This is a genomic window from Streptomyces sp. NPDC096012 (genome assembly GCF_040426375.1).
Classification (GTDB): domain Bacteria; phylum Actinomycetota; class Actinomycetes; order Streptomycetales; family Streptomycetaceae; genus Streptomyces.
On record NZ_JBEOTD010000032.1, the window covers coordinates 1 to 26191 of the forward strand.

The following is a 26191-nucleotide window of genomic DNA, read 5'->3' on the forward strand; positions in this document are numbered from 1 at the left end:
AACGCGGTGTGCAGCACCGCCCGGTTCTCGGTCACGTTGATCCGCTCCCCGCGGAACATGGCGTCCCGCAGCCCGAACACGTCGGTCGCGACGGCGAGTTCCTGGAGCAGGGCCAGCGTCTCGTCGGTGATCAGGTGCTTGCTGTAGTCGATGCGCAGGTCGCCGACCGTGACGACGTACCGTTCGGCGCGGCCGGGGTCCGTCGCGAACAGCTCGCGCAGGTGCGGCTGGCCCTTGGCACGGTGGTCGGCGAGGGCCGTCCACTCGGGCCTGCGGTTGAGTTCGGGGGTGTCTGACGGGGCGTCGGACATGTCAGGCGTTCTCCTTGGCGGCCTCTGCCCTGAGGGCGATGGCGTACATCTCGTCGGCGTCGAGGCGGCGCAGCTCCTCGGCGATGAGTTCGGAGGTGGGACGGACCTTCAGGGCGAGGGTGCGCGGCGGCTGCCCCGGCAGGGTCAGGGTCGCGAGCGGGCCCTCGGGGCGGTCGATGACGATATCGCCGCCGGCGGTGCCGAGGCGGACGGCCGTCACCACCGGCCCGGCGGAGACCACACGGTCCACCGGCACCTTCAGGCGGACCTCCAGCCACCGCGAGAGCAGTTCGGCGCTGGGGTTGTCCTGCTCGGCCTCCACGGCCGCCGACGTCACCTCGGTCCGGGCCTGGTCCAGGGCGGCGGCCAGCATGGACCGCCACAGCGTGAGCCGGGTCCAGGCCAGGTCGGTGTCGCCCGGAGCGTAGTTGCGGGCGCGGGTGTCCAGCATCTCCATCGGCCGCTCGACCGCGTACAGGTCGGTGATCCGGCGCTGGGCCAGCGCGCCCAGCGGGTCCTTCGCCGGGGCGTCGGGCGCCTCCACCGGCCACCACACGACGACCGGCGCGTCCGGCAGCAGCAGCGGCAGGACCACCGAGTCGGCGTGGTCGGACACCTCGCCGTAGGTGCGCAGCACGACCGTCTCGCCGGTGCCGGCCTCCGAACCGACCCGGACCTCGGCGTCGAGCCGGGAGGAGGTGCGGTCGCGCAGGGTGCGGGCGTGCCGCTTGATGACGACCAGAGTGCGCGAGGGGTGCTCGTGCGAGGCCTCCTCGGCCGCCTTGATCGAGTCGTAGGCGTTCTCCTCGTCCGTGACGATGACCATCGTCAGGACCATGCCCACGGCAGGGGTGCCGATGGCGCGGCGGCCCTGCACCAGCGCCTTGTTGATCTTGCTTGCCGTGGTGTCGGTCAGGTCGATCTTCATGGCCTGCGCCAGCTCCGTCCGTCTCGTGCGAGCATCTCGTGTGCTTCCTTCGGACCCCAGGTGCCCGCCGGGTACTGGGCCGGCCTGCCGTGTGTCGCCCAGTACTCCTCGATCGGGTCGAGGATCTTCCAGGACTCTTCCACTTCCTGGTGACGGGGGAACAGGTTGGCGTCGCCGAGCAGCACGTCCAGGATGAGCCGCTCGTACGCCTCCGGGCTCGACTCGGTGAACGACTCGCCGTAGGCGAAGTCCATCGACACGTCCCGGATCTCCATCGAGGTGCCCGGCACCTTCGATCCGAACCGTACGGTCATGCCCTCGTCCGGCTGGACGCGGATGACGATCGCGTTCTGCCCGAGCTCCTCGGTCGCCGTCTGGTCGAAGGGGGAGTGCGGGGCCCGCTGGAAGACGACCGCGATCTCGGTGACCCGGCGGCCCAGCCGCTTGCCGGTACGCAGGTAGAAGGGCACGCCCGCCCAGCGGCGGTTCTCGATGCCCAGCTTGACCGCGGCGAAGGTGTCGGTCTTCGAGTTGGGGTCGATGCCCTCCTCCTCGAGGTAGCCGACGACCTTCTGGCCGCCCTGCCAGCCGGCCGTGTACTGGCCGCGCACAGTGTGCAGTCCCAGCTCGTCGGGCAGCCGCACCGACTTCAGCACCTTCAGCTTCTCGGTGAGCAGCGCCTCCGCGTCGAACGCGATCGGCTCCTCCATGGCGGTCAGCGCCATCAGCTGCAGCAGGTGGTTCTGGATGACGTCACGGGCGGCGCCGATGCCGTCGTAGTAGCCGGCCCGGCCGCCGATGCCGATGTCCTCGGCCATGGTGATCTGCACGTGGTCGACGTAACTGCGGTTCCAGATCGGCTCGTACATCTGGTTGGCGAAGCGCAGCGCCAGGATGTTCTGGACCGTCTCCTTGCCGAGGTAGTGGTCGATCCGGAACACCTGCTCCGGATCGAACACGTCGTGCACGACCTTGTTCAGCTCCTGGGCCGACTTCAGGTCGTGGCCGAACGGCTTCTCGATGACCGCGCGGCGCCAGGAGCCCGGGGGCGGGGTCGCCAGGCCGACCTTCTTCAGCTGCTGGACGACCTTCGGGAAGAACTTGGGCGGCACCGAGAGGTAGAAGGCGAAGTTGCCGCCGGTCCCGCGGGAGGCGTCCAGCTCGTCGACGGCGTCCTTCAGCTGCTTGAACGCGGTGTCGTCGTCGAAGTCGCCGGGGATGAACCGCATGCCCTCGGCGAGCTGCTGCCACACCTCCTCGCGGAAGGGCGTGCGGGAGTGCTCGCGGACGGCGTCGTGCACGACCTCGGCGAAGTCCTGGTCCGCCCAGTCCCGCCGGGCGAACCCGACGAGGGAGAAGCCCGGCGGCAGCAGGCCGCGGTTGGCCAGGTCGTACACGGCCGGCATCAGCTTCTTGCGGGACAGGTCGCCGGTCACGCCGAAGATGACCAGACCGGAAGGGCCCGCGACGCGGGGGAGCCGGCGGTCGCGGGGGTCCCGGAGCGGGTTCACCCACTCGGCGGCCGGGGCCACCGGCACGCGCACCTCCGCCTGCCCGGCCGGGGCGTCAGGGGACTGGTTCGTCATTACGCGTCAACTCCCTTGCTGTCCAGGGACGTGGAGACGGCGTCCAGCAGGTCCTGCCAGGCCGACTCGAACTTGGCGACGCCCTCGTCCTCCAGCTGCTGGACGACCTCGTCGTAGGAGATGCCGAGCCGCTCCAGGGCGGCCAGGTCGGCGTGGGCCTGCGGGTAGCCACCGGTGACCGTGTCGCCGGTGATCTCGCCGTGGTCGGCCACGGCGTACAAGGTGGCCTCCGGCATGGTGTTGACGGTGTCCGGCGCGACCAGCTCGTCCACGTACAGGGTGTCCTTGTACGCGGGGTCCTTCACCCCGGTGGACGCCCACAGCGGGCGCTGCCTGTTCGCCCTGTCCCCGGCCAGCGCCAGCCAGCGCGCGGAGGAGAAGACGTCCTCGTAGGCCGCGTAGGCGAGTCGGGCGTTGGCGAGGGCGGCGCGGCCCTTGAGCGCGAGGGCCTCGTCGGTGCCGAGCGCCGTCAGCCGCTTGTCGATCTCGCTGTCCACGCGGGAGACGAAGAAGGACGCCACCGAGTGGACCGTCGACAGGTCGACCCCGCGCTCCCGGGCCTTCTCCAGGCCGGCCAGGTAGGCCGCCATGACCTCACGGTAGCGCTCCAGGGAGAAGATCAGGGTCACGTTGACGCTGATACCGAGGCCGATGACCTCGGTGATGGCCGGCAGGCCCGCCTTCGTCGCCGGGATCTTGATCATCACGTTGGGCCGGTCGACCAGCCAGGCCAGCTGCCTGGCCTCGGCGACGGTGGCCCTGGTGTCATGGGCGAGCCGGGGATCGACCTCGATGGAGACCCGGCCGTCCCGGCCGCCGGAGCCGTCGTACACGGGACGCAGGACGTCGGCGGCGTCGCGCACGTCGGCGGTCGTCATCATCCGCACGGCCTCGTCGACCGTGACCCCCCGTACGGCGAGGTCGGCCAGCTGCTCCTCGTAGCCCTCCCCGGAGCCTATGGCGGCCTGGAAGATGGACGGGTTCGTCGTGACACCGACGGCGCTGCCGCTCGCCACCAGGTCGGCGAGGCTGCCGGAGGTGATCCGCCCGCGGGACAGGTCGTCCAGCCAGACGGACACACCCTCGTCGGCGAGGCGCTTGAGGGCTCCCGGGACGGCGATTGCTTCGGTCACAGTGTTCATCTTTCTTCTCGCGTCGGTATCAGGCGCGCGCGGCAGCGAGCGACTCGCGGGCTGCGGCGGCGACGTTCTCAGGGGTGAAGCCGAATTCGGCGAACAGGGTCCCGGCGTCGGCGGAGGCCCCGAAGTGCTCGAGCGAGACGATGCGTCCCGCGTCGCCCACGAACCGGTGCCAGGTCAGGCCGATGCCCGCCTCGACGGCGACCCGGGCCTTCACGGCCGGCGGCAGCACCCGCTCGCGGTACGCGCGCGGCTGCTCCTCGAACCACTCCGCGCACGGCATCGACACCACCCGCGTGCCGACCCCCTCGGCCTCCAGCCGCTCCCGCGCGGACACGGCCAGGTGCACCTCGGATCCCGTCGCGATGATGATCACCTCCGGCACCTCCGTCGAGGACTCGCGCAGTACGTAGCCGCCCTTGGCCGCGTCCTCGTCCGGCGCGTACGTCGGCACGCCCTGGCGGGTGAGCGCGAGCCCGTGCGGGGCGGGGTTCGTGGCGTGCCTCTTCAGGATCTCGGCCCAGGCGATCGCGGTCTCGCCGGCATCCGCCGGGCGGACGACGTTCAGGCCCGGGATGGCGCGCAGCGAGGCCAGGTGCTCGACCGGCTGGTGGGTCGGTCCGTCCTCGCCGAGACCGATGGAGTCGTGCGTCCAGACGTACGTCACCGGCAGCTGCATCAGGGCCGACATGCGCACGGCGTTGCGCATGTAGTCGGAGAACACCAGGAAGGTGCCGCCGTAGATCCGGGTGTTGCCGTGCAGGGCGATGCCGTTCATCTCGGCGGCCATCGAGAACTCGCGGATCCCGAAGTGCACGGTACGGCCGTACGGGTCAGCTTCGGGCAGCGGGTTGCCCTCGGGGAGGAAGGAGCGGGTCTTGTCGATCGTGGTGTTGTTGGACCCGGCGAGGTCGGCGGAGCCGCCCCACAGCTCGGGGATGACCGCGCCGAGCGCCTGCAGCACCTTGCCGGAGGCGGCCCGCGTGGCGACCGCCTTGCCCTCCTCGAACACCGGCAGGGCGTCCTGCCAGCCCTCGGGCAGCTCGCCCTTGCTGACGCGGTCGAACAGCTCGGCCCGCGCCGGGTCGGCCGTACGCCACTCGGCGATCCGCTTGTCCCAGGCCGCGTGGGCCTCCGCGCCCCGGTCCAGGGCCCGGCGGGCGTGTGCCAGGACCTCGTCGGCGACCTCGAAGGTCTGCTCCGGGTCGAAGCCGAGGAGGCGCTTGGTGGCGGCGATCTCGTCCTCGCCGAGCGCCGAACCGTGGGAGGCCTCGGTGTTCCGGGCGTTCGGGGCCGGCCAGGCGATGATCGTGCGCATCGAGATGATCGAGGGCCGCCCGGTCTCCGCCCGGGCCGCCTCCAGCGCCGCGTACAGGGCGGCCACGTCGATGTCGCCGTCAGCGGTGGGCTCGACGCGCTGGGTGTGCCAGCCGTAGGCCTCGTACCGCCCCAGCACGTCCTCGGAGAAGGCGGTCGCGGTGTCGCCCTCGATGGAGATGTGGTTGTCGTCGTAGAGGAAGACCAGGTTGCCGAGCTTCTGGTGGCCGGCGAGCGACGAGGCCTCGGCGGAGACACCCTCCTCCAGGTCGCCGTCGGAGACGATCGCCCAGATGGTGTGGTCGAAGGGGGAGGTGCCCTCGGGGGCCTCCGGGTCGAACAGCCCGCGCTCGAAGCGGGCGGCCATCGCCATGCCGACGGCGTTCGCGACCCCCTGGCCGAGCGGGCCGGTGGTGGTCTCCACACCGGCGGTGTGCCCGTACTCGGGGTGGCCCGGCGTCTTGGAGCCGTGGGTGCGGAACGCCTTCAGGTCGTCCAGCTCCAGCTCGTACCCGGCGAGGTACAGCTGGGTGTAGAGGGTCAGCGAGGTGTGGCCCGGGGAGAGCACGAAGCGGTCCCGGCCGGCCCACTCCGGGTCGGCGGGGTCATGACGCATCACCTTTTGAAAGATCGTGTACGCGGCAGGCGCCAGACTCATCGCCGTGCCCGGGTGGCCGTTGCCGACCTTCTGCACCGCATCTGCCGCCAGCAAGCGGGCCGTGTCCACGGCACGCCGGTCGAGGTCGGTCCACTCGAAGCTGTCGGGTGTCTGAGCAGTCATCTTCAAGAAGTCCTCGTTCAGTACGGGATAGCGGGCCTGACGTGTTCAAACTTAAAAGTCTGACTTTTTTGACGGTAGGTCGGGGTGTGTCAGCCTGTGGTGAATCTGGGACAGTGATCACGCGACAGGGACGGCACGAACGGGACATGGGCGACAGAACACGCCAAGCCTCCGCCGACGGCACGAACGGCGGAGGCGTCACGGACCGCGACGGGATCAGAACCTTCCCCTTCCCGGCCGACCTGGCGGCCGGCGGCGTCGGCATGCGGATCGGCCCCATGGGAACCGACCGCACCTGGCACTCCGACGCCCCCCTGCACCGCGTCCACCGCATCGACTTCCATGTCGTCATGCTCTTCACCGAAGGGCCCGTCCGGCACATGGTCGACTTCACCGAGTACGAGCCCGCCGCCGGCGAGCTGCTGTGGATCCGCCCCGGACAGGTCCACCGGTTCTCCAGGGAGTCCGGGTACCGCGGAACCGTGCTGACCATGCAGCCCGGCTTCCTGCCGCGCGCCACCGTCGAGGCCACCGGCCTGTACCGCTACGACCTCCCGCCGCTGCTGCGCCCCGACCCCGCCCGGCTCGCCGCGCTGCGCGCGGCCCTCGACCATCTGCGCCGCGAGTACGAGGACACCGCGACGCTCCCGCCCGGCCTGCACGCGGCCGTCCTGCGGCACACCCTGACGGCGTTTCTGCTGCGCCTCGCCCACCTCGCGGCCGGCTCGGGGGAGGCCTCCCCGGAAGGCGCCGGCACCGCCCTGGGGGACACGTTCACCCGCTTCCGGGACGCGGTCGAGCAGGGCTTCCCCACCCACCACAGCGTCAGCGCCTACGCCGACGCCCTCGGTTACTCCCGCCGCACCCTCGTCCGCGCCGTCCGCGCGGCCACCGGTGAGACACCGAAGGGATTCATCGACAAACGCGTCGTCCTGGAGGCCAAACGCCTCCTCGCCCACACGGAGCTGCCGATCGGCCGCGTCGGCGTGGCCGTGGGCTTCCCCGACGCGGCGAACTTCTCCAAGTTCTTCCAGCTGCACACCGGGCGTACGCCGGTGGCCTTCCGGGCGGAACTGCGCTGAGGCCCCGCGGGCCGTCCACACCGGCACGCGGTACGCCGAACGGCCGGCCCCCTGGCAGGGGGCCGGCCGTTCGGCGTAACCGCGCCGGAAGCCCGGTGCCGGTTACCGGACTACCGGCTCAGTGACCGAAGTCGAACCAGTTCACGTTGACGAAATCGGCCGGCTGGCCGCTGGTGAAGGTGAGATAGACGTCGTGGGTGCCGGTCACCGCGCTGATGTTCGCCGGGACCGTCCGCCAGGACTGCCAGCCACCCGTGTTGCCCACCGCGAAGCTGCCGACGGGCGCGTTGCCCCGGTTGTCCAAGCGTACCTCGACCAGCCCGCTGACCCCGCTCGCGGCACCGCTCGCGACCCGGGCGTTGAACTGCGTGGCCGCCGTCGAACCGAAGTCGACGCCCTTGTACAGCGCCCAGTCGCCGTTGGCCGCGAAGCCGATGTCCTGGCCGCCGCCGGTGTCCGTGGTCGTCTCGGTGGCGATGCCGGACTGGCTGTCGTAGGACTCGGCCTGGATGGGGCTGTAGGCGTCGCGGTTGCCGGAGGGCGGGGGAGTGGTGCCGCCGCCCGAGGACTGCAGGACCTGCACGTAGTCGACGGTCATCGGGTGGCCCGGTTCCGTCCCGCCGTCCGGGCCGCCGCCGAAGGCCCCCGGGAAGCCGCCGCCCATCGCCACGTTGAGGATGAGGAAGTAGCCGTGGTTGGTGGCGTTGGCCCACGTGGTCGCGTCGACCTGGTCGGCCCTCACCGTGTGGAAGTTGACGCCGTCCAGGTAGAAGCGGATCTCCTCGGGGCTGGTCGAGCGGTCCCACTCCATCGCGTACGTGTGGAAGCCTGCCTGGCAGGTGGCGCCGGTGCAGGAGGTGGAGTTGCCGATGCCGGAGGTCTCGTTGCAGGGGCCGCCCGGGTTGGTGCCGCAGTGCATCGTGGCCCAGTCGGTGTTCAGGCCCTGCACGTTCTCCATGATGTCGAGCTCGCCGACGCCCGGCCAGTTCCAGTAGTTGCCACGGAAGGGCGAGCCGAGCATCCAGAACGCCGGCCAGTAGCCCTTCGCGGCGGCGCCGGTGACGTTGGGCATCTGGATCCGGGCCTGGACGCGCAGCTTGCCGCCCGCGGGGGGCTGGAAGTCGGTGCGCTTGGTCTCGATCCGGCCGGAGGTCCACTGGCCGGAGGCGTCGCGGCGCGGGGTGATGAGCAGGTTCCCGTTGCCGTCCAGTGCGACGTTGTTCGTGCTCGACGTCATCGTCTCGACCTCGCCGGTGCCCCAGTTGGCGGCCGCGCCCGGGTACGAAGTCCCGGTGTCGTACTGCCAGTCGGAGGTGTTGACGCCGGTGCCCGCCGCGCCGTTGAAGTCGTCGGCGAAGACCTGCGTCCAGCCCGCGGGGGGCGTGGGCGCGGCGGCGCCGGCGGGTGCGGTGGCGGCCGTGGCGAGGGCCGCGGCCAGGCCCAGCGTTGCGGCGACGGCGACCAGCGCGCGCCGCAGGGGGCGGCGTCTGGAGGTGCCGGAGGATGCGCTCATGGGGAGCCTCTCGGATGCGGGGAGAGCGGGAGAGTTGCATGAGAGCGCTCCCATGGAGTTTTGAGAGCGCTCTCATGATGCCGACAATGTGCTCCGCGCCCCGTGTGGCGTCAAGGCTTGAAGCAGAGAAAGTCCCATCGCGGCCCGGCAGTTCACGGATCGAAGGCGCCTGTCCGCGCGCGGGGCTATCGTGGCGGGGTACGGTCACCCCTGCGACCCAGGACAGCGTATGAACGGCTCTCCGGCCGGCGTCGTCGAAGCGGCGTTCCGGCACTACCGGTCACAGGACCGCGCGGCGGCCCTTCCGCTCTACGCCGACGACTTCACCTTCACCAGCCCCCAGGACGACCACATCGGCAAGGCGGCGTTCTTCGAGCGCTGTTTCCCCACCGCCGACCGGTTCACCGAGCAGCGGATCACGCACCTGGTCGCCGCGGACGAGGAACTGGTCCTCGCCTGCTACGAGTACGAGCTGACCACCGGCGAGCGGTACCGCAACGTCGAGGCGATCACGGTGCGGGACGGTCTCATCAGGGAGGTGCAGGTCTTCTTCGGGGGCAGGGCGTGAACCGGCACGGGGCGGCACGCGGGACGCGGGGGAGGCCCCGGCGCAGCTCGGCGCCGCGCCGGACCCGAGGGCGTCGGGTGCCCGCGGCCGTACCCGGGGCGCGCACACCTCCGTGCCTCGCGGTGCCGACGGGTCCGGTGTCGGGGTGTTCGGCTTGGCCTCTGCCGTCGTGGGGTCCGGTGTGGGGGTGTTCGGCTTGGCCTCTGCCGTCGTGGGGTCCGGTGCCCGGGCATCCCGGCCGGTCCTCCGCCGTTCGTGGGGTCCCGTGCCGGGGCGTCCGGCCCGTCCTCCGTCGTTCACGCACCGCAGGATCGCCTGGCCTCGGAACCGTCGGGTGACGCGCCCCCCTGAGGCTTCGGCGCCGACTCGGTGGCGGCCCGGGCCGGCGGGCGGCCGGTACGGCGTGCGACGGAGGGCGGCGGCGGCTTCGCGGACGACTCGCGCCGCCCCGTACAGTTCGCCCGGGACGGTCCGCGGCCCGGTGTGGGGGACGGTCGCGCGGTGGCCGGCCGCGCACGGCCGGGTCGCCGGGGGCCGCCGGTGAGGTGGTCGTGGCGGGAAACCGGGAAGGGTGCAGGCGTGAGGCTGACGATTCTGGGCGGCGGCGGGTTCCGGGTGCCGCTGGTGTACGGGGCACTGCTGACCGACCACGCCGAGGGGCGGGTCACCGAGGTCGTCCTGCACGACCTCGACGACGGCCGGCTGCGTGCGGTGACCCGGGTCCTCGCCGAGCAGGCCGCCGGCATCCCGGACGCGCCGGAGGTGACGGCCACCACCGACCTGGACGAGGCTCTGAGCGGCGCCGACTTCGTCTTCTCGGCCATCCGGGTGGGCGGCCTGGAGGGACGGGCGGCCGACGAGCGGGTGGCGCTCGCCGAGGGTGTGCTGGGCCAGGAGACCGTCGGCGCGGGCGGTATCGCGTACGGCCTGCGTACCGTCCCGGTCGCCGTCGACATCGCCCGGCGCGTGGCGCGCCTCGCACCCGACGCCTGGGTCATCAACTTCACCAACCCGGCGGGCCTGGTCACCGAGGCCATGTCCCGCCACCTCGGCGAGCGCGTCATCGGCATCTGCGACTCGCCGGTCGGCCTCGGCCGCCGCATCGCCCGCGTCCTCGGCGTCGACCCGAAGGAGGCCTTCGTCGACTACGTCGGCCTCAACCACCTCGGCTGGGTACGGGGCCTGCGCGTCGCCGGGCGCGACCGGCTCCCGCACCTGCTCGCCGACCCGGCGCTGCTCGGCTCGTTCGAGGAGGGCCGGCTGTTCGGCACCGACTGGCTCCGGTCGCTCGGCGCGATCCCCAACGAGTACCTGCACTACTACTACTTCAACCGCGAGACCGTCCGCGCCTACCAGGAGGCCGAGCGGACCCGTGGCGCGTTCCTGCGCGACCAGCAGGCGGCGTTCTACCGGGAGGCGGGGAACCCCGGCGTCTCCGCCCTGCTCGCCTGGGACCGCACCCGCGCCGAGCGCGAGGCCACCTACATGGCCGAGAACCGGGAGAGCGCCGGCGCGGGCGAACGCGAGGCCGACGACCTGTCCGGCGGTTACGAGAAGGTCGCCCTCGCCCTGATGCGGGCCATCGCGCGGGACGAGCGCACCACCCTGATCCTCAACGTGCGCAACCGCTCCACCCTGTCCGCCCTCGACGCCGACGCGGTCGTCGAGGTCCCCTGCCTGGTGGACGCGGGCGGAGCGCATCCCCTGGCCGCCGAGCCGCTGCCGGGGCACGCCACCGGACTCGTCTGCTCGGTCAAGGCCGTCGAGCGCGAAGTGCTCGCCGCCGCCGAGTCCGGTTCCCGGGCGACGGCCGTGAAGGCCTTCGCGCTGCACCCGCTGGTGGACTCCGTCACCGTGGCCCGCAGGCTGGTGGAGGGCTACACCGAGGTCCATCCGGGGCTGGCGTATCTGACATAGCAGCCGTCCGCCCGGCCCCCGTCACGGACGGGCCGTCCGCCCGGCCCCCGTCACGGACGGGCCGTCCGCCCGGCCCCCGTCACGGACGGGGCCCGGTCCCTGTCACGGACGCGGGGCCCGGTCCCTGTCACGGACGCGGGGCCGGCCCCCGTCATCGGACGCGGGCCCGGCCCCCGTCATCGGACGCGCGGAGGGCCGCTCCGCCGAGCGGCCCTCCGTCGTCCCCCCCGATCGTCAGCCCGTGAAACCGGCCGTGATCGAGGTGAACTGCCAGGTGTTCTGGTTGATGCCGGAGCAGTTGCTCACCACGCCGCCGCCCGCGCACGGCCGGTCCCGGTTGACCGCCCAGAAGGCGAGCCGCGCGATGTGGTGGGAGTTCGCCCAGTCGCGGATCTGGGTCCAGATCGCCGGAGTGGTCGTCTCCTGCTGGTCGGACAGGCCGTTCATGCCGGAGATGCCGATGTGGGCGTAGGCGGTGGCGTCGTCCCAGCCGAAGGTGGACTTCAGCTTGTTCTTCAGCCCCTCGGCGGCGTTCACGGTGCTGCCGTACATGTCGGCGCCGCCGCCGAAGTCGAACGGCATGATGGTGAACACGTCGATGTTCGCGCCGAGCGACTGCGCCTGCTCGATCAGCCGGTTGCCGTAGTACGTCGGCCCGGTGGTGGACGTACCGAAGGTGACGATGGTCTTCAGGCCCGGGTTGTTGGCCTTGACCGTCTTCAGCGCGGTCAGGATCCTCGCCTGCACGGCCTCGTTCTCGAACTCGTCCGTGTTCTCGATGTCCATGTCGACGGCCTTGAGCCCATAGGCGTCGATCACCTTCTGGATGGCGCCGGCCAGCGCGCTCGCGGAGGAGCAGTTGGCGCCGAGCTTGCTGCCCTGCCAGCCGCCGAACGAGGGGACGATGTCACCGCCGGCGGACCGGATCTGGTTGATGGCCGTCTGGTCCACGCCGCCGGTCAGCGGCCGGCTGCCGTCCCAGGACGGCGTGCAGCCGCCGGAGTCCAGCACGAACGCCATCGTGAACCACTTGATCCCGGTCGCGCTCATCACCGTCGTCGGGCTCGGCGGATCGCCCCAGCCCTCGAACAGGTACGGCGCCGCCTGTGTGAACCCGGTGCCGCCACCACCGCCCGCATCGGTCGTCACCGCCACGGAGTTGGAGGCGGGCGAGGTGTTCCCGGCCGCGTCCCGCGCCTTCACCGTGAAGGTGTAGGCCGTGCTCGGCGACAGACCGGCGACCGTGGCGGACGTTCCCGAGACGCTGAGCAGCCGGTTGGAGCCGCTGTAGACGTCGTACGCCGTCACACCCACGTTGTCCGTGGCGGCGTTCCACTTCAGTGACACGCTGGAGGAGGTCTTGCCGGTGGAGGTGAGCCCGCCGGGCGCGGTGGGGGCCTGGGTGTCGCCGCCGCCTCCGCCGCCCGGGCCGTCCAGGCTGACGTCGTCGGCGTAGTAGGTGCCCTGCGCGTACCACCCGTGGACGTAGACGGTGGCGCTGGTCTGCGAGGCGCCCGTGGTGAAGGAGACGCTGAGCCGGCTGTACGCCGAGGGGGAGGTCGTCCAGGTGGAGGCACCGCCGTCCACGCCGAGGTACACATAGCTGCCGCGCACCCAACCACTGAGCGAATAGGTCGTGTTGGGCTGCACGGCGACCGTCTGGCTGCACTGCGCGTTGTCGCTCGAGGTGACGGCGCCCTGCAGCGCCTTGGATCCGGTGTGCGCGGGGGAGGAGACGACCGAGCCGAGGTTGCCGGTGCAGGTCCAGGGGGAGAGGCCACCGGACTCGAATCCGGGGTTGGTGAGGACGTTGGCCGCCTGGGCGGTACCGGGCAGGGCGACGGCTCCGCCGAGCGCGAGGACCGTGGTACCGAGCAGAGCAAGAAGCCGGCGTCTGGGACGTCCGAGTATGTGACGCACGCGATCTCCCTGTGGGGACGGGGGTGTTGGGGAGTGCGGGGAAGTGCGAAAGAGGTGCGCCCATGAATTTGGTATGGACCAATCCCGCTGTCAAGCGGGTGAACGAAACTGATCGGTTCGGGTGCGGGGAAGCGGCTCCCGTACGCCGGTCCCCGCGCCTCCCCCTACAGCGGCAGCACCTCGGCCGCCGAGGCCGCTTGCATGGGCACCGCCGGCAGCAGGGTCTCCGCCGGCTCCACCCGCTGCCGCGGACGCGCAGCGGGCAGGAGCGGGTGCGATCCCGACACCACCGTGTAGTCCGGCCCGAGGAACGGCGGCTCGATGAACCCCGGGTCCTCGCCGAGCGCCAACCGCACGGCCGCCCAGGGCACGTTCACCCCGCAGAGGGACAGCTGGTGCAGGCCGCCGGCGGGCCGCGTGTTGACGTCGAGCAGCACCGGGCGGTCGCCGAACATGCGGAACTGGATGTTGGACAGGTGGTGCAGCCCGAAGCCCTCGGCGACCAGCCGGGCCGGCTCCAGCCACTGCTCGTCCACGGTGAAACCGCGGCGGCGGCCGTTCTTGGTGCGGCCCACCGCGAGCCGGACCCGGTTGTCGGTGCCGGTGAGGCAGTCGACGGACACCTCGGGCTGCTCCAGCCGCGGCATCACCAGCCAGTCCACCGGCTCCTCGGTCCGGGTCAGCGCCTCGATCACCGAGTCCAGGCGCACGTACGGACCGGGGAAGCCGGCCAGGTCGGCCAGCGAGAAGGGGCTGCGCGTGATCACCCGGAAGCCGACGCCGCCCGCGCCGGCCGCCGGCTTGAAGCAGGGCTTGTGCCCGGCTGACTCCAACTCCTCGACGGCGCACAGCAGTTCGTCGGCCGTACGCACCCGCCACCAGGGCGGCACCGGGACGCCGACGGAACGGACCGCCTCGTACGCCGTGGCCTTGTCCTCGAACACGGCCACCGCCTCGGGCGTCGGCGCCAGCAGCGCCGTACCGGCCGCCGTGAACTCGGCGCGGTGCGCCACGATCGCCGCCTGGTGCAGCCTGGGCACGAAGACGTCGATGCCGCGCCGCGCGCACTGGTCCAGGGCGTACTCGACGTATCCGGCGGGGGACAGGCCCTCCGGCTCCAGGTCGGCAGTGTCGGCGGCGGCCAGCACGGGGGAGTCGGGGTCCGCGTGGGTGGCGTGGATCTCCACCGCGCGGTCGCTGGGATTTCTCCGCAGCTGATCCATGAAGAACACGTTCTCCGCGTACGTGCGGTTGAGCCAGACGCGTACGCGAGAGACCATGCAGGCCGCCTTTCACGGGGTGCGGGCAGGGCTGAGCGACCCGTGCCCGGGCAGAGGGGAGGAAGGGACGCCGAACAGCCCCGTGCGAAGGGGGATGAGGGGTGCTGGCGTTGGGCCGATCATACGGCTTTCAAAGGTGCCCGCGTGCAACGCGCAGATTACGGATTCCCGGTCTCCGCCCGGCGCGACCCCGGCCCGTGACGCCTCCGCCGGGCGCCGTGCCCGGGATGCCGGAGTGCGTCTGTCGGGCGGCGTGTCCGGGGCCTGGAGTGCGTCTGTCGGGCGGCGTGCCCGGGATGCCGTGACGCGCCCGCCGGGCGGTGTGCACGGGATGCCGGAGTGCGGCTGCCGGGGCGCGTGCCCGGGGTCGGGAACGTGTGCCGGTGGGCTGCCCCGGGATCCCGAAGTGCCTCCGCCCGGCGCGTCCGTCGGCAGGTGGGCCCGGCTCCCGAAGCGCGTCTGCCCCGCGCGTCCGCCGGTCGGCGGGCGCGGGCTCGCGGGGTGGGTGCGCCGGTCGGTGCGTCCCCGGCTCCCGGCGTGGTCCGGGATGTGCCCGGCCGGGCCGTCTTCCTTACGCCGGGCGGGTGTTCGGCGCCCGGTGTGAGCCGGTGGCCGGACCGAACCGTCTTGTCCGCCGTATGGAAATGTGTTCAGGTGGTGTCCGCGAGCCGTGATCGGAAAAGGGGGTGCGGGGTGGAGCCGAGGGCCGGGGCCGGCCAGTTGCTGGCCGTCAGCGACCTGCACATCGGGTATGCGGAGAACCGGGCCCTGGTCGAGAGCATGCGCCCCGAAGGCGACGAGGACTGGCTGATCGTGGCCGGCGACGTCGCGGAGACCGTCGCCGACATCCGCTGGGCGCTCGGCACGCTCGCGGCCCGCTTCCGCAAGGTGCTGTGGGCGCCCGGCAACCACGAGCTGTGGACCCACCCGAAGGACCCGGTCACCCTGCGTGGAGCAGCCCGCTACGAGCACCTGGTCGAGCTGTGCCGGGAACTGGGCGTGCTCACGCCCGAGGACCCGTACCCGGTGTGGCACGGCCCCGGCGGCCCGGTCGCCGTCGCCCCGCTGTTCCTCCTGTACGACTACTCGTTCCTGCCCGCCGGCTGCGCCACGAAGGCCGAGGGACTCGCCTACGCGGAGGGCACGGGCATCGTCTGCAACGACGAGTTCCTGCTGCACCCCGACCCCTATCCCGCCCGTGAGGACTGGTGCCGGGCCCGGGTCGCCGAGACGGAGCGCAGGCTCGAGGCGCTGCCCGCGGACCTGCCGACCGTGCTCGTCAATCACTACCCGCTGGACCGGCATCCCACCGAGGTCCTGTGGCACCCCGAGTTCGCCATGTGGTGCGGGACGAGCGCGACCGCCGACTGGCACCGCCGGTTCCGCGTCGCCACCGTGGTCTACGGCCATCTGCACATCCCGCGCACCACGTGGCACGACGGAGTCCGCTTCGAAGAGGTCTCCGTGGGGTATCCCCGCGAGTGGCGCAAGCGCCCCGGGCGCCCGGGGACGCTGCGTCGTATCCTGCCGATGGAGGTCGAAACCGGTGATCGAGGAGCTGCTCCCGGAGTCGGTCGTGGCAGTGGAGGCACTCCGTGACGACCCGCTGTGGGACGCCCCGCTCCACCCGGAGGAGCAGGCGTTCGTCGCGCGTGCCGTGGCGAAGCGCCGCCGCGAGTTCGCGGCCGTGCGCGGGTGTGCCCGGCGTGCCATGGAGAAGCTCGGCGTGCCGCCGCAGGCCATCGTCAGCGGCGAGCGCGGAGCCCCGCGCTGGCCGGACGGCCTGATCGGCAGCATGACCCATTGCGACGGCTACTGCGCCGCCGCCCTGGTCCGCGCCGGCGACCTGGCCTCCCTCGGCATCGACGCCGAACCGCACGGGCCGCTGCCGGACGGCGTGGGCGCCACCGTCTTCCTGGCCGCCGAGGCCGAACGGCTGGCCCGGCTCGCCGAGGAGCGGCCCGCCGTGCACTGGGACCGGATCCTGTTCAGCGCCAAGGAGTCCGTCTACAAGGCGTGGTACCCCCTCACTCGCAAGTGGCTGGACTTCTCGGAGGCCGACATCATCCTCAGCCCGCACGCCGGTGGCGGGCCGGCCGGGACCCTGCGGGCCGAGCTCCTCGTCCCCGGGCCGCTGGTCGGCGGCCGCCGGCTGCAGTCCTTCGACGGCCGCTGGGCCGTACGCGACGGAGTGGTGGCCACGACCGTCGTCGTACCGCACTCCTGACACGCCGGCCGGGACGCGCGCCCGGCCGCCGCAGGCGACGCCGGCCCCCGGACGCGCCCGGCCGGTCCGTCCACGGCCACCACGCCGACCGGCGGCCGCCGCCCGGAGCGGCGCGCATCGCGCGCGGCCACGTCCCCGAGCCGGGCGCGGACGGCCAGCGCCCGTGAGCGGCACGGATCCCGAACGGTTACCGGCGCTGCCAGCGGCACGCAGCCCGGGCGCACGGCGCGGATGGCCAGGTGCCCGCGAGCGGCACGCATCCCGAACGCGCGGGGCGGACGGCCAGTGCCAGTGAGCGGCACGCATCCCGAACGCACGGGGCAGACGGCCACCGCCCCTGAGCGCACGCATCCCGAACGGTTACCGGCGCTGCCAGCGGCACCAATCCCGGACGCGCGGCGCGGAGGGCCACCTCCCCTGGGCGCACGCATCCCGGACGCGTGGCGCGGACGGCCAGTGCCCGTGAGCGGTACGCATCCCGAACGGTTACGGCGCTGCCAGCGGCACGCAGCCCGAGCGGCCGCCGCTCCTGCCCGCGCACGCGCCCGTCACGACGTGCCGAGCCCCCTGGCGGCACCCGCCGATACGGCCGCCGCCCCCTGCCGCGCGTCGCGGGACCCCTCGCCGACGGCGACACGCGCGCAGGCCCCGGGGGCGGCGGACCGGCTCCGGCCGGTCAGGAGGCCGGGCACCACTCGCGCAGCAGCAGGAAGAACCGCTCCTCGTTGCCCGAGAGCCCCGCCCGGGCCAGGGCCGCCTCCGCCTCGGCGAGCGCGCTGGGCGGGACGACGGCGGGCCGGTCGCCGTCCGGCGGCCCGTCGAAGGCGGCGCGCACCGTATGCAGCAGCCGCAGGTAGGCCTGCACGGCGGTGCGCTCACGGTCGGTCAGTACGGCGGTGGGCATCGGTCGGCTCTCCCCGAGTAGGCGTCACGGTCACGCGCCCTGCGGCGCCGTGCGCCGAGTCGTACGGCGCACGCCTCCAGCTTGCCGCCCACCACTGACAACGCCGTCCGCCGCGGCGTCGGTTCGCCCGCTCAGCGGAGCTGAAACCGCACCGCACCCGGCGGACGAGGTCCCGGACGTGCGGCTGTACGGGGCGCATGACGATGCGGCGGCGCGGCCGACGCGCGTGGAGCGGCAGCAACCGGCGCGTGCGGGGCGGCCGCGCCCGCGGACGGCGCTGCCGTCGGACCGGACGCGCGCAACGGCTCGCACCCGAGGCGGGGGCAGGCGCCGCGTCCGGTCAACTCCTGTGGCCCCGGACCGGGTCAGTCCGCGGCGCCCCGCGTCCGGCTCAGCCAGGGACGCGCCGATGCGGCCGGCGAGACCGTCGCGTCGCGCCGGGCCGCGTGGCGCCGAACCGGCAAGCCGCCTACGGCACTTGCCGGCCAGGAGCAGCCCGAAGGTCTCGGCCTGGCGTTCCTCGGCGTGGTCGAAGCGGGTACGGGCCGCGACCCGATGCCCCGCCGCCCGCGGTCCGCGGTCCGCGGTCCGCGGGCGCCGGACCGGCCGCGCCGGCCCGCAGCAGCCGCGCGGCGCTGCCGGGGCCGCCCCCGCGGCCGCCGTCGGCAACACACCGGTCGGCCCGCATGTGCCACAGTTCGTGGCCCAGGATCACCAACTGATGCTCCGGAGCGGTGCGTTCCTCCACCACGACGAGATCGCGATCGGCCAGATCCAGCCAGAGTCCGCTCGCCGTACCCGGTGGGAGGACGGCCGTACGGCAGAGCACGGGACGTCCGCGGCGTCCGCTCATCGCCTCGCACCGCGCGCGGTACAGCTCGTGCGGCGGCGCGGGTGCGGGCCTCGTCAGCCCGCCCACCAGGTCGTCGCACACCGGCGCATCTCCCTGGCGACGCCCACGGTCCACCCCCGGCTCACGACTCGGGTCGTTTGACGCTCTCCAGCAGCATGTCGAGCCACTCGGCGACCTTGTCCCGGTGCTGATCGGTGGGCAACTGGGCGGCCCGCCAGGCGATTCCGCGCACCCCGTGGTCCTGTAGCAGCCGCTCCAGCGGGTCCTCGGCCACCTCCGCCGCGGCCCGCTCCCGGTCGGCGAGCTTCTGCAGCAACTCCTGCTCGGTGCGCTGCAGCGCACCCGCCAGTGCCTCGGGGTCCTCAGCGGTGAGGAAGCCGGCGTGCACCCGGAAGAAACGCTGCAGCGCGTCGCAGTGCTCCATCGTGGGCCGCCGGTCGCCGTTGATGAGGGCGCCGGCCTGCTGCCGGGACATGCCCGCGCCGTCGGCGATCTCCTGCTGGGTGTACCTGCGGCCGTTGGGCTTCAGCCGCGTGCGCCGCAACAGGTCCAGGCGCTGCAGGAACCGCGCCTGGACGTCGGGTTCGCCCGCCGGCCGCCCGCTGAGCAGAGCCTTGACCACCGGCTCGGGCACACCGCAGGCGGTGCACAGCCGCGCGACGTCGAAGACCTCGGCGTGCGGGACGCCGAGCCGGTCGGCGAGCGCGGTGACGCGGGCGACGACGGCCGGCAGCTGGGCGGTCGCCGCGGCGCCCGGATCCTCGTAGCCATCCGTCACCGACAGAACTCCTACGTCTCTCGAGGGTTTCAGACGCGTGCGTGCTTCTCGCAAGCGGTCGCCGTGAACTTCCCGGAGAGTAGCGGGTGCCTCGAACTCACATCCAGGTCTCGCCACAACTGTGGCGAATTTCAGCCGTCGAGCGGCATGAAATGCCACGATAGTTGACACCGATCGTGGCGGGGCACCAGGATCACATCGCCGCGTGAAGGCCGCAGAGGCAAGAGGGGTGACCTCCCGATGGCACATCAGGCAGGAGGGCAGCGGCCGGCACCGCGGCCCCTCCCCGCGACCTGCGAGACCCAGTCGTACCTGCAGGACTACGCCACGCTGCTGGAGTCCGTGCCCTACCCGTCCCTTGTCGTCGACCGGCACTGGAACGTCGTCATGGCCAACAACGCCTTCGCGACGCTCTTTCGCGGCATGCGCCCCCACCCGACGGCCATGCCCGGCGACAACTTCCTGCGGTTCGTCCTGTTCCACCCCGACGCGGGGGAGATCCTCGGCGAGCACGAGCCGGGCTGGTGCCTGCCGATGCTGGCCCATCTGCGCGCCGCGCTGGAGAGCGGGGGACACGACCACGAACTCCAGGCGATCCGCCGGGACATCGGTCAGGACCCGCTCATGGAGGCCGCCTACCGGCAGGGTCTGCCGCACTGGATCCGGGCCGTCGGTGAGGCCGCCACGCGCCTCGACGGAGCCGTCCGGCTGCTGCTCCACCCCGACCCGCGCCGGGGCCCGGTCGAGTGCCGCATCGTGGAGGAGACCCCGCAGACCCTGCGGGACCTCGGCCACCGGCGCCTGACGATGGTCCTGCGCGAGCCCCGCCGGACGGCCGCGCCGGCGCGCCGCTCACGCCGGCACCGCGGCACGGGCACGCACCTGACGGTCGTCTCGGCGCCCGAGGACTGACCCGGCACCGCCGGTGTTCAGGTCACCGGCGGCGCCGGGTCGAAACGACCCCCTCCCTCCGGGGCGCTCCGCCCCCTCGTCCCGGCACGACCCTCCGCCCCCTTCCGTGGCCCCCTCCCGCCCGGCGACCCCACCCCCATGAGGCGGCCACGCCTTTACGCAAACTGTTTGCGTTTCTTGCGCTACGCTTGCGCTCATGACGCGACGACTTGCGGAAGTGGCGAAGAAGGTCGGGGTCAGCGAGGCGACGGTCAGCCGGGTGCTCAACGGCAAACCCGGGGTTTCGGAAGCCACCCGGCAGTCGGTGCTGTCCGCCCTCGACGTGCTCGGCTACGAGCGGCCCACCCAGCTGCGCGGCGAACGCGCCCGGCTCGTGGGCCTGGTCCTGCCGGAGCTGCAGAACCCCATCTTCCCCGCCTTCGCCGAGGTCATCGGCGGCGCCCTCGCCCAGCTCGGCCTCACCCCGGTGCTCTGCACGCAGACCAAGGGCGGCGTCTCGGAGGCGGACTACGTCGAACTGCTGCTGCAACAGCAGGTCTCCGGAGTGGTCTTCGCCGGCGGTCTGTACGCGCAGGCCGACGCACCCCACGACCACTACCGGCTGCTCGCCGACCGGCACATCCCCGTCGTGCTGGTCAACGCGGCCATCGAGCACCTCGGCTTCCCGAGCGTGTCCTGCGACGACGCCGTCGCCGTGGAACAGGCCTGGCGGCACCTGGCCTCCCTGGGGCACGAGCGCATCGGCCTGGTGCTCGGCCCCGGCGACCACGTGCCCTCGGCCCGCAAGCTGGCGGCCGCGCGGGCGATCGCCGGCGACCTGCCCGAGGAGTTCACGGCCCGCGCCATCTTCTCCATCGAGGGCGGCCACGCCGCGGCCTCCCGGCTCATCGACCGCGGCGTCACCGGCATCATCTGCGCCAGTGACCCGCTCGCGCTCGGCGCCGTCCGGGCGGCCCGCCGCAAGGGGTACGACGTCCCCGGCCGGATCTCCGTCGTCGGCTACGACGACTCGGCCTTCATGAACTGCACGGAACCGCCGCTGACCACCGTGCGCCAGCCGATCGAGGCCATGGGCCGCGCGGCCGTCGAGCTGCTGAACGCGCAGATCGGCGGCACCGCCGTACCGGCCGAGGAACTGCTCTTCGAGCCCGAGCTGGTGGTGCGCGGCTCTACCGCGCAAGCACCGCGCACCTGAGAAGCGGGAACGCGCCGGAGTCCTTCCATCCGCTGTCAAATAATTACAGATTCTGCGCGACATCTTGCGGTCGCTTGTCGGCGGTGCTTGAGTGTGCGGCGCCCACCGCTCCTGCCATGAGTGCCACAAGGGGTCCACCGATGAGAAGCACCGGGTTCCGCCGTACCTATGTCGCGATCGGCGTCTGTTCCGCCCTCGCGCTTGCCGCGACCGCCTGCGGGTCGAGTGACGACGACGCGGCGAACGGCAAGACGCGCATCACCGTCAACTGCGAGCCGCCGAAGAGCGCCAAGGTCGACCGGACGTTCTTCGAGGCGGATGTCGCCTCCTTCGAGAAGAAGAACCCGGACATCGACGTCGTGACCCACGACGCCTTCCCCTGCCAGGACCCGAAGACCTTCGACGCCAAGCTCGCCGGCGGTCAGATGGAGGACGTCTTCTACACGTACTTCACCGACGCGGGCCACGTCGTCGACATCAACCAGGCGGCCGACCTCACGCCGTACCTGAAGGAACTGAAGAGCTACGGCACCCTCCAGAAGCAGTTGCGGGACATCTACACCGTGGACGGCAAGGTCTACGGCATCCCGCGCACCGGCTACTCCATGGGGCTGATCTACAACCGCAAGCTCTTCCAGAAGGCCGGACTCGACCCGGACAAGCCGCCGGCGACCTGGGAAGAGGTCCGCGCCGACGCCAGGAGGATCGCGGCCCTCGGCGGCGGCACCGTCGGATACGCCGACTACAGCGCCCAGAACCAGGGCGGCTGGCACTTCACCGCCGAGCTCTACTCCCAGGGCGGCGACGTCGTCGGCCCCGACGGCAAGAAGGCGACGATCGACACCCCCGAGGGCCACGCGGTGCTGCAGAACCTGCACGACATGCGGTGGACGGACGACTCGATGGGCAGCAAGCAGCTCCTCGTCATCAACGACGTCCAGCAGATGATGGGTTCGGGCAAGCTCGGCATGTACCTCAGCGCCCCCGACAACATCCCGATCCTGGTCAAGGAGAAGGGCGGCAACTATAAGGACCTCGCCCTCGCCCCCATGCCCGGCGGCAAGGGCACCCTCATCGGCGGCGACGGCTACATGTTCAACAAGAAGGACAGCCCGGCCCAGATCCGCGCCGGCCTGAAGTGGCTCGACCACATGTTCCTCACCCCCGGATCCGGCTTCCTCGGCGACTACGCCCGGGCCAAGCAGAGCGACGCCCCTGTCGGCCTGCCCGAGCCGCGCCTGTTCACCGGCGCCGCCGACGCCAAGGACCAGCAGGTCAAGAAGGCCAACGCCAATGTGCCGGTGGAGAACTACCAGGCCTTCCTGGACGGCAACCAGCGGCTGCGGATGAAGATCGAGCCGCCGAACGCCCAGCAGATCTACTCGGTCCTCGACGGCGTCGTCTCCGCCGTCCTCACCAAGAAGGACGCGGACATCGACCGGCTCCTGGAGGACGCCTCCGGGAAGATCGACAGCATCCTGGCCCGGAGCTGACCGCCATGACCAAGACGGCCGAACGGCGGATCCAGGCACAGCCGGCCGCCCACCCGGTCCCGGCGCCGCCCCCGGCGGGGGACCGGAGGCGGCGCCGCCTCATCGACCAGGCCCGCGCGTACGGCTTCCTCCTCGGCGGCCTGCTCTGCTTCGCCCTGTTCTCCTGGTACCCGGCGATCCGCGCGGTCGTGATCGCCTTCCAGAAGTACACGCCCGGCTCCTCGCCCGAGTGGGTCGGCACCGCCAACTTCACCCGCGTCCTGCACGACCCGGAGTTCACGGCGGCCTGGCGCAACACCTTCACGTTCACGGTGCTGGCCCTGCTCATCGGCTTCGCCGTCCCCTTCGTCCTCGCGCTCGTCCTCAACGAACTGCGGCACGCCAAGGCCTTCTTCCGGGTCGTGGTCTACCTGCCGGTGATGATCCCGCCGGTGGTCAGCGCCCTGCTGTGGAAGTGGTTCTACGACCCGGGGGCCGGCCTCGCCAACGAGGTGCTGCGCTTCGCGCACCTGCCCACCTCGAACTGGTCCAACGGCGCCGACACCGCGCTCGTCTCCCTGGTCATCGTGGCCACCTGGGCCAACATGGGCGGCACCGTCCTCATCTACCTGGCCGCCCTGCAGTCCATCCCGGGCGAGCTGTACGAGGCCGCCGAGCTGGACGGAGCCAACCTGCTCCAGCGCATCCGGCACGTGACGATCCCGCAGACCCGGTTCGTCATCCTCATGCTGATGCTGCTTCAGATCATCGCCACCATGCAGGTGTTCACCGAACCGTTCGTCATCACCGGCGGCGGCCCCGAGAACGCGACGGTCACCGTCCTCTACCTCATCTACAAGTACGCGTTCCTCTACAACGACTTCGGCGGCGCCTGCGCGCTCAGCGTGATGCTCCTCGCCCTGCTCGGCGTCTTCTCCGCCCTCTACCTGCGGCTCACCCGGAACGAGGGGGACGCATGAGCGAGACCCGCACCCTGATCTCCCCGGCCACCCTCGCCCGCCCCCGCGGAAAGGCCGTCTACTGGGCGGTGTTCACGGCCGTCGTGCTCCTCTTCGCGCTCGCCTTCCTCTTCCCGGTCTACTGGATGGTGACCGGCGCGACCAAGTCCCCGGACGAGGTCGCCCAGACCCCGCCGACACTGATACCGAAGCACTGGCACACCGGCGGCTACACCGACGCCTGGGACCTGATGCAGCTGCCGCAGCACCTGTGGAACACGGTGGTGCAGGCGGCCGGTGCCTGGGCCTGCCAACTGGTGTTCTGCACGGCCGCCGCCTACGCCCTGTCCAAGCTGAAGCCCGCCTTCGGCAACGTGATCCTCGGCGGCATCCTCGCCACCCTCATGGTCCCGGCGCAGGCACTCGTCGTACCCAAGTACCTCACCGTCGCCGACCTGCCGATCCTCCACACCAGCCTGCTCAACGACCCCCTCGCCATCTGGTTGCCGGCCGCCGCCAACGCCTTCAACCTGTACCTGCTCAAGCGGTTCTTCGACCAGCTGCCGCGCGACGTGCTGGAGGCCGCCGAGATCGACGGCGCCGGCAAGCTGCGCATCCTGTGGTCGGTGGTGCTGCCCATGTCCCGGCCGGTCCTCGGGGTGGTGTCCATCTTCGCGCTGGTCGCCGTCTGGCAGGACTTCCTGTGGCCGCTGATGGTCTTCTCCGACACCGGCAAACAGCCGATCAGCGTGGCGCTCGTCCAGCTGTCGCAGAACATCCAGCTCACCGTGCTCATCGCCGCGATGGTGATCGCCAGCATCCCGATGGTGGCGCTGTTCCTCGTCTTCCAGCGGCACATCATCGCCGGGATCAGCGCGGGCAGCACCAAGGGCTGAACCGCCCTGGAGCCCCCGAGACAGAAAGGCACGCACCGTGGGACAGCCCACCCCTGCCCGCAACCCCCAGCCGGACCAGGACTGGTGGCGCTCCGCCGTCATCTACCAGGTGTACGTCCGCAGCTTCGCGGACGGCGACGGCGACGGCACCGGCGACCTCGCGGGCGTCCGCGCCCGCCTGCCGTACCTCGCCGAACTCGGCGTCGACGCCCTGTGGTTCACCCCCTGGTACCTGTCACCCCTGAAGGACGGCGGCTACGACGTCGCCGACTACCGGACCATCGACCCGGCCTTCGGCACCCTGGCCGAGGCGGAGAAACTCATCGCCGAGGCCCGTGAGTCGGGCATCCGGACCATCGTCGACATCGTGCCCAACCACGTGTCCGACCGGCACCCCTGGTTCCAGGCGGCGCTCGCCGCCGGACCCGGCAGCCCGGAACGGGAGCTGTTCCACTTCCGGCCCGGACGCGGCCCGAACGGCGAACTGCCGCCCAACGACTGGCCGTCGCAGTTCGTCGGCTCCACCGAACCGGTGTGGACCCGGCTGCCCGACGGCGACTGGTACCTGCACCTGTTCACGCCCGAGCAGCCGGACCTCAACTGGGCGCACCCGGCGGTCCGCCAGGAGCACGAGGAGATCCTGCGGTTCTGGTTCGAGCGGGGTGTCGCGGGCGTCCGCATCGACTCGGCGGCCCTGCTCGTCAAGGACCCGGACCTGCCCGACCTCGCGGCGGACCCGCAGCCGCACCCGTTCGTCGACCGCGACGAACTCCACGACATCTACCGCTCCTGGCGATCCGTCGCCGACGCCTACGACGGCGTGTTCGTCGGGGAGGTCTGGCTCCCCGACGCCGAGCGCTTCGCCCGCTACCTGCGCCCCGACGAACTCCACACCGCCTTCAACTTCTCCTTCCTCTCCTGCCCCTGGGACGCCGAGCGGCTGAGCGCCTCGATCGACACCACCCTGGCCGAGCACGCCCCCGTCGGAGCACCGGCCACCTGGGTGCTGTGCAACCACGACGTCACCCGCACCGTCACCCGCTACGGCCGTGCGGACACCGCCTTCGACTTCGCCACCAAGGCCTTCGGCACCCCGACGGACCTCGCGCTCGGCGCCCGCAGGGCCCGTGCGGCCGCCCTGCTGTCGCTGGCACTGCCCGGATCGGTGTACGTCTACCAGGGGGAGGAACTGGGCCTGCCGGAGGCCGAGATCCCGGCCGACCGCATCCAGGACCCCATGTACTTCCGGTCGCACGGCGTGGATCCGGGCCGCGACGGCTGCCGGGTGCCCCTGCCGTGGGCCGCCGACCTGCCGTACGCGGGCTTCGGTTCGCGCGAGGAGCCGTGGCTGCCGCAGCCGGCCGGCTGGCCGGCGTACGCCGTCGACCGCCAGCGCGACGACCCGCGGTCCATGCTCTCGCTCTACCGCGAGGCCATCGCCACCCGCCCGGTCTTCGGCGACGGCCCCCTCACCTGGCTGCCCGCCCCCGACGGCGTGCTCGCCTTCGCCCGTGCCGGCGCGGTGTGCGTGGTCAACCTCGCCCCCGCCCCCGCCGACCTCCCCGCCCACTCCCGGATCCTGCTCAGCAGCGGCCCGCTGGACGACGCCGGCCGGCTGCCGCGGGACACGGCGGCCTGGCTGCGCGCCTGAGC

21 protein-coding genes are annotated in these 26191 nt (G+C 72.1%); 11 read left to right on the top strand and 10 right to left on the bottom strand.

Translation table 11 applies throughout. From position 1 onward, the window contains the following. The 5 genes from ABVB68_RS26650 to tkt form a co-directional block, all read right to left on the bottom strand. The coding region (locus tag ABVB68_RS26650; protein WP_503006261.1) for a phosphoglucose isomerase-related protein at positions 1–311 on the bottom strand (311 nt) is incomplete at its 3' end. A 1-nt stretch (position 312) separates the two neighbouring features. Next, on the bottom strand, positions 313–1239 hold the full coding sequence (gene opcA, locus ABVB68_RS26655; protein ID WP_353603677.1) for a glucose-6-phosphate dehydrogenase assembly protein OpcA: 927 nt from the start codon (positions 1237–1239) through the stop codon (positions 313–315). Beyond that, on the bottom strand, positions 1236–2825 hold the full coding sequence (gene zwf / locus ABVB68_RS26660) for a glucose-6-phosphate dehydrogenase (RefSeq protein WP_353603678.1): 1590 nt from the start codon (positions 2823–2825) through the stop codon (positions 1236–1238). Before zwf ends, opcA begins: the two co-directional genes overlap by 4 nt. After that, positions 2825–3967 carry a transaldolase gene (gene tal / locus ABVB68_RS26665; RefSeq protein WP_353603679.1) on the bottom strand — a complete coding sequence of 381 codons (1143 nt, stop codon included), beginning with the start codon at positions 3965–3967 and terminating at the stop codon, positions 2825–2827. Before tal ends, zwf begins: the two co-directional genes overlap by 1 nt. A 19-nt stretch (positions 3968–3986) precedes the next feature. Then, complete coding sequence (gene tkt / locus ABVB68_RS26670) at positions 3987–6062, bottom strand: transketolase (RefSeq protein ID WP_353603680.1); 2076 nt, start codon at positions 6060–6062, stop codon at positions 3987–3989. Between the two features lie 146 nt (positions 6063–6208). Here tkt and ABVB68_RS26675 point away from each other — a divergent pair, with 146 nt between their 5' ends. Continuing rightward, positions 6209–7144 carry a helix-turn-helix domain-containing protein gene (locus ABVB68_RS26675; RefSeq protein WP_353603681.1) on the top strand — a complete coding sequence of 312 codons (936 nt, stop codon included), beginning with the start codon at positions 6209–6211 and terminating at the stop codon, positions 7142–7144. A gap of 118 nt (positions 7145–7262) precedes the next feature. Here ABVB68_RS26675 and ABVB68_RS26680 read toward each other — a convergent pair whose 3' ends face one another. After that, complete coding sequence (locus ABVB68_RS26680) at positions 7263–8657, bottom strand: glycoside hydrolase family 16 protein (protein ID WP_353603682.1); 1395 nt, start codon at positions 8655–8657, stop codon at positions 7263–7265. Positions 8658–8886: 229 nt separating this feature from the next. On the opposite strand from ABVB68_RS26680, the gene ABVB68_RS26685 reads away from it, so the two are divergent. Continuing rightward, positions 8887–9225, top strand: coding sequence for a nuclear transport factor 2 family protein (locus ABVB68_RS26685; protein WP_353603683.1), 339 nt, complete (start codon positions 8887–8889; stop codon positions 9223–9225). Between the two features lie 579 nt (positions 9226–9804). Beyond that, positions 9805–11142: a 6-phospho-beta-glucosidase gene (locus ABVB68_RS26690; protein ID WP_353603684.1), complete on the top strand. Its 1338-nt coding sequence runs from the start codon at positions 9805–9807 to the stop codon at positions 11140–11142. Between the two features lie 234 nt (positions 11143–11376). Here the strand turns inward: ABVB68_RS26690 and ABVB68_RS26695 are convergent, their stop codons facing one another. Continuing rightward, positions 11377–13062, bottom strand: coding sequence for a carbohydrate binding domain-containing protein (locus ABVB68_RS26695; RefSeq protein ID WP_353603685.1), 1686 nt, complete (start codon positions 13060–13062; stop codon positions 11377–11379). 164 nt (positions 13063–13226) lie between these two features. Then, positions 13227–14342 (bottom strand): ATP-grasp domain-containing protein, encoded by a 1116-nt coding sequence (locus ABVB68_RS26700; protein WP_353603686.1) that lies wholly within the window; start codon positions 14340–14342, stop codon positions 13227–13229. A 693-nt stretch (positions 14343–15035) separates the two neighbouring features. On the opposite strand from ABVB68_RS26700, the gene ABVB68_RS26705 reads away from it, so the two are divergent. Next, entirely contained in the window at positions 15036–15941 is a 906-nt protein-coding gene (locus ABVB68_RS26705; RefSeq protein WP_353603687.1) for a metallophosphoesterase family protein, read from the top strand. Beyond that, positions 15889–16569, top strand: a complete 681-nt coding sequence (locus ABVB68_RS26710) for a 4'-phosphopantetheinyl transferase family protein (protein ID WP_353603688.1) — start codon at positions 15889–15891, stop codon at positions 16567–16569. The genes ABVB68_RS26705 and ABVB68_RS26710 overlap by 53 nt, the downstream gene beginning before the upstream one ends. Positions 16570–17245: 676 nt before the next feature. Here the strand turns inward: ABVB68_RS26710 and ABVB68_RS26715 are convergent. Both ABVB68_RS26715 and ABVB68_RS26725 read right to left on the bottom strand, forming a co-directional pair. Beyond that, the gene (locus ABVB68_RS26715; RefSeq protein WP_353603689.1) at positions 17246–17473 is read right to left on the bottom strand and encodes a hypothetical protein; all 228 of its coding nucleotides are present in this window, start codon (positions 17471–17473) and stop codon (positions 17246–17248) included. 974 nt (positions 17474–18447) lie between these two features. Beyond that, entirely contained in the window at positions 18448–19104 is a 657-nt protein-coding gene (locus ABVB68_RS26725) for a helix-turn-helix domain-containing protein (RefSeq protein WP_353603690.1), read from the bottom strand. A 240-nt stretch (positions 19105–19344) separates the two neighbouring features. On the opposite strand from ABVB68_RS26725, the gene ABVB68_RS26730 reads away from it, so the two are divergent. The 6 genes from ABVB68_RS26730 to ABVB68_RS26755 all read left to right on the top strand — a co-directional run bounded on the left by ABVB68_RS26730 (position 19345) and on the right by ABVB68_RS26755 (position 26189). Next, entirely contained in the window at positions 19345–20016 is a 672-nt protein-coding gene (locus tag ABVB68_RS26730) for an MmyB family transcriptional regulator (protein WP_353603691.1), read from the top strand. A 196-nt stretch (positions 20017–20212) separates the two neighbouring features. Further along, positions 20213–21211, top strand: coding sequence for a LacI family DNA-binding transcriptional regulator (locus tag ABVB68_RS26735; RefSeq protein WP_353603692.1), 999 nt, complete (start codon positions 20213–20215; stop codon positions 21209–21211). 140 nt (positions 21212–21351) lie between these two features. Then, positions 21352–22704, top strand: a complete 1353-nt coding sequence (locus ABVB68_RS26740) for an ABC transporter substrate-binding protein (protein ID WP_353603693.1) — start codon at positions 21352–21354, stop codon at positions 22702–22704. Positions 22705–22709: 5 nt separating this feature from the next. Continuing rightward, positions 22710–23663 carry a carbohydrate ABC transporter permease gene (locus tag ABVB68_RS26745; protein ID WP_353603694.1) on the top strand — a complete coding sequence of 318 codons (954 nt, stop codon included), beginning with the start codon at positions 22710–22712 and terminating at the stop codon, positions 23661–23663. Next, the gene (locus ABVB68_RS26750; protein WP_353603695.1) at positions 23660–24538 is read left to right on the top strand and encodes a carbohydrate ABC transporter permease; all 879 of its coding nucleotides are present in this window, start codon (positions 23660–23662) and stop codon (positions 24536–24538) included. The genes ABVB68_RS26745 and ABVB68_RS26750 overlap by 4 nt, the downstream gene beginning before the upstream one ends. 37 nt (positions 24539–24575) lie before the next feature. Beyond that, positions 24576–26189 (top strand): glycoside hydrolase family 13 protein, encoded by a 1614-nt coding sequence (locus ABVB68_RS26755; RefSeq protein WP_353603696.1) that lies wholly within the window; start codon positions 24576–24578, stop codon positions 26187–26189. The last annotated feature ends 2 nt before the right edge of the window (positions 26190–26191 follow it).